Origin of the sequence: Salinivibrio sp. MA427 (assembly GCF_001996115.1) — a bacterium.
In the GTDB taxonomy this organism is placed as follows: domain Bacteria; phylum Pseudomonadota; class Gammaproteobacteria; order Enterobacterales; family Vibrionaceae; genus Salinivibrio; species Salinivibrio costicola.
Genome location: NZ_MUFH01000250.1, coordinates 1 through 3,855, shown reverse-complemented (window position 1 = coordinate 3,855; position 3,855 = coordinate 1). Strand labels below are relative to the sequence as shown.

2 protein-coding genes and 2 pseudogenes are annotated in these 3,855 nt (G+C 47.3%); 2 read left to right on the top strand and 2 right to left on the bottom strand.

Annotated elements, in window-relative coordinates; translation table 11 throughout:
- Together BZG79_RS16440 and hutC are read right to left on the bottom strand one after the other, a co-directional pair.
- A pseudogene (locus BZG79_RS16440) lies at positions 1 to 276 on the bottom strand (imidazolonepropionase); the annotation flags it as partial.
- A gap of 119 nt (positions 277 to 395) precedes the next feature.
- On the bottom strand, positions 396 to 1,100 hold the full coding sequence (gene hutC / locus BZG79_RS12765; RefSeq protein ID WP_077774581.1) for a histidine utilization repressor: 705 nt from the start codon (positions 1,098 to 1,100) through the stop codon (positions 396 to 398).
- A gap of 252 nt (positions 1,101 to 1,352) precedes the next feature.
- Between hutC and thrS the strand changes: the two are divergent.
- A pseudogene (thrS, locus tag BZG79_RS12760) lies at positions 1,353 to 3,199 on the top strand (threonine--tRNA ligase).
- A gap of 3 nt (positions 3,200 to 3,202) precedes the next feature.
- Positions 3,203 to 3,748, top strand: coding sequence for a translation initiation factor IF-3 (gene infC, locus BZG79_RS12755; RefSeq protein WP_077460504.1), 546 nt, complete (start codon positions 3,203 to 3,205; stop codon positions 3,746 to 3,748).
- Positions 3,749 to 3,855 lie beyond the last annotated feature (107 nt).

The following is a 3,855-nucleotide window of genomic DNA, read 5'->3' as shown; positions in this document are numbered from 1 at the left end:
GGTTTGGTAAGGCACGCCATTGAGGCGCTGCTCAAACTCACCCGCGCGATTGCCCGCAAAAACAAGGTGAGTGTGGCTATCAATGAGTCCGGGTGTCACCAATCTTCCGTTTAACGACTGCTTCGGCCAGTCAAGCTGCTCGGCATCTTGGCCAAGTGCAACAATTTTGCCGTTTTCAACCGCAATCGCGCTTAGGTCTTGGCATTGGTAGCCGTCGCTATTGTGGATATCGCTGGCCATCGTGACCAGTTTTGCATCGGTATATAGGTGTCTCATGATGATGGCCTTACCGCTTATTAAATGTCTATACAAATGTATAGACAAATAAAGTGGCAGACACAAGAAGAAATGTAAAAGAACGGTAAAAAATTGTGACCGGTTCGATCTAAATGAAGTTATCTATCTGTTCTCGACGTGAGTTTGTAGCGCGATCCTGGATGGTACAGCAAGGCGGCACTGACGAGGGTTTGTTGGCTCCAGGTCCGACGGTGTAATAGTAAACAGGGTTCGTCTGATCGCATCGCGAGGGCTTGCTGAATGGTCGAGCTCGCTTGAATGGCTTCGACTGTATGCTCAATGGTATTCACTGGGCAAACCGTTGATAAATACTCGTTTGGGGTAGTTTGATTAAAGTCTTGTGCTAAGTAGTCGGGCGCCAAAGCCGGATTGACCCAGCGCTGTTCAAGTTGCAACGCGATCGCATCACCGTAATGAACAATCTCACTATAAAAGACGGATGTACCCACCATAACGCCTAAGCGCATAGCAACATCAGCCGGTGCAGAAATGCGTTTCAATGTGCGAATATCACTGTGATAAGTTTGCCCGCGAGCGTTAACCTCATCGGCGATATTACGAATATCCATTAATGGGGATTCGGCTTTGGGCTCAGTGACAAACGTCCCCAATCTAGGTGTGCGCTCCAGTAAGCCTTCAGCGACTAAATCGCGCACGGCTTTGTTCACCGTCATGCGGCTGACGTCAAATTGATCGCATAATTCGTATTCGGTCGGAATACGTGTCCCCACAGGCCAAATCCGAGTTTCAATTTTCTCTTGAATAAAGGTTTTAATTTGTTGATAGCGGGGCGCATTGGCCATAGATTGTTCCTGTCATTATTGTGTATACAAATCAGCATTGCTGAAGTCTAGTGCAAAATCAAGCGGATGATAGGGCGATACTCGTGAATCATTCGTTGGACGGCGAAGAAATTCTTGACGGGATGACTTGCATCACAAATGTCGGATCTTCATAATCAAAACCCTACTCACACTGTGCGGTTACTTACTGATCGCAAAATACACGTTCATGTGCCACTTGGTGTGTGGCACCACTGAGAAGGATTGTTATCAATGCCTCTAATTACTCTCCCTGACGGCAGTCAGCGTTCTTTTGACCACCCAGTTTCAACCTACGACGTTGCCAATGACATTGGTCCTGGCCTCGCTAAAGCTTGTATTGCGGGCCGTGTTGACGGCAAACGCGTTGATGCGTGTGACTTGATTGAGCACGATGCTCAGCTCGAAATTATCACCGCAAAAGACGATGATGGGCTTGAGATTATTCGCCACTCGTGTGCGCACCTTTTAGGGCATGCGATTAAGCAACTTTTCCCTGATACCAAGATGGCGATTGGCCCAACCATCGATAGTGGTTTCTATTACGATATCGATATGGATCGCTCGCTCACCCAGGATGACCTGGATGCAATTGAAAAACGCATGAAAGAGCTGGTGAAAACCAAGTATCAGGTTGTGAAGAAAACGGTCAGCTGGCAAGAAGCACGTGATACCTTTGAATCACGTGGTGAACCGTACAAGATTGAAATCTTGGACGAGAATGTCTCTCGCGATGACCGTCCGGGCTTGTATCACCACGAAGAATACATCGACATGTGTCGTGGTCCACATGTACCGAACATGAGCTTTTGTCAAAACTTTAAAATTTTGAACGTGGCTGGCGCGTATTGGCGTGGTAACAGCGACAACAAGATGCTGCAACGAATCTACGGCACCGCCTTTCCTGATAAAAAGCAACTGAAAGCACACCTGGTGCGTTTAGAAGAAGCGGCGAAGCGTGATCACCGTAAACTGGGTAAGCAGCTTGATTTGTATCATATGCAGCAAGAAGCGCCTGGGATGGTATTCTGGCACCACAATGGCTGGACGATTTTCCGTGAGCTTGAGCAATTTACCACTGGGACAAATATGCTGATTACATGTTTACCACCCAGTCAGAAAGCCGTGAGTATGCACTTAAGCCAATGAACTGCCCAGGTCACGTACAGATTTTTAACCAAGGGTTAAAGTCTTACCGTGATTTACCGCTGCGTATGGCAGAATTTGGTAGTTGTCACCGTAATGAGCCATCCGGTGCGCTGCATGGTTTAATGCGTGTGCGTGGCTTTACCCAAGACGATGCGCATATCTTCTGTACCCCAGAACAGGTACAAAAAGAAGTCAGTGCGTGTATCGAAATGGTCTACGAGACGTACCAAACCTTTGGTTTCAACAACATCGAAGTCAAACTTTCTACACGCCCAGAAACGCGTGTTGGCTCTGACGAGATGTGGGATCGTGCAGAAAAAGCCTTGCACGAAGCCTTAACGGCGATGGATATTCCGTTTGAAATTCAAGAAGGTGAGGGGGCGTTTTACGGGCCTAAGATTGAGTTTACGTTACATGATTGCCTGGATCGTGCTTGGCAATGTGGTACAGTACAACTAGATTTCGCGCTTCCTGAGCGCTTAAGTGCCACGTRTGTAGGCGAAGACAACGAACGTCACACACCTGTGATGATTCACCGTGCTATCCTCGGTTCGTTGGAACGTTTCATCGGTATTCTGATTGAAGAATACGCTGGACACTTCCCAACGTGGCTATCACCGCAGCAAGCTGTGGTGATGAATATCACGGATAAACAAGCAGATTATGCGCAAGAGATTGCGAAAAAACTGCAAAAAGCTGGATTTAGAGCCTCTGCGGACTTGAGAAACGAGAAGATTGGCTTTAAAATCCGCGAACACACTTTGAAGCGTGTACCGTATATGCTCGTTTGTGGTGACCAGGAAATGGAAGCTGGCGAAGTAGCAATACGTACCCGTAAAGGTAAAGATTTGGGTAAAATTAAGATTGATGACTTCCTTGCTCAATTGCAGCAAGAAGTGCAAGATCGAACACTCAATATTGTGGAGGAATAAGGTATTAAAGGCGCAAGAAAAGCCCCGGCAAAGAAAAACGCTCATCGTCTAAACAACGAAATTCGTGGTGTCAAAGAAGTTCGATTGTCTGATGACAGCGGCGAACAACTCGGTATCGTCCCTTTTGATGAAGCACTCGCCAAAGCAGAAGAGGCGACTCTTGACTTGGTTGAGATCAGTCCGAACGCTGAGCCGCCGGTTTGTCGTATCATGGATTACGGCAAATTCCTTTACGAGAAGAGTAAAGCTGCGAAAGAGCAGAAGAAAAAGCAAAAGACTATTCAGGTTAAGGAAGTTAAATTCCGTCCTGGCACAGATGTAGGCGACTATCAGGTAAAACTACGCAACCTGGTTCGCTTCATTGAAGAGGGCAACAAGGTCAAGGTCACTATCCGATTCCGCGGGCGCGAAATGGCGCACCAAAGCATCGGTGTTGACGTGCTGAACCGCTTGAAGGAAGACACTGCTGAAATCGCTTCAGTAGAAAGTTTCCCGACTCGCATCGAAGGCCGTCAAATGATCATGGTCCTGGCCCCAAAGAAGAAGTAATTCTGGCTTCCAAGTAACAAGCGGCTGCGCCTGTTAGGTGCAGCCGCTTTGTTCGCCAAATTGCTATATTATTAACACAATGCGGAGTTATCATCATGTCTAAGATG

What these genes read in the sequence shown, in the direction of transcription:
- hutC (WP_077774581.1), bottom strand. Translation starts at nt 1,100, where the DNA reads ATGGCCAATGCGCCCCGCTATCAACAAATTAAAACCTTTATTCAAGAG.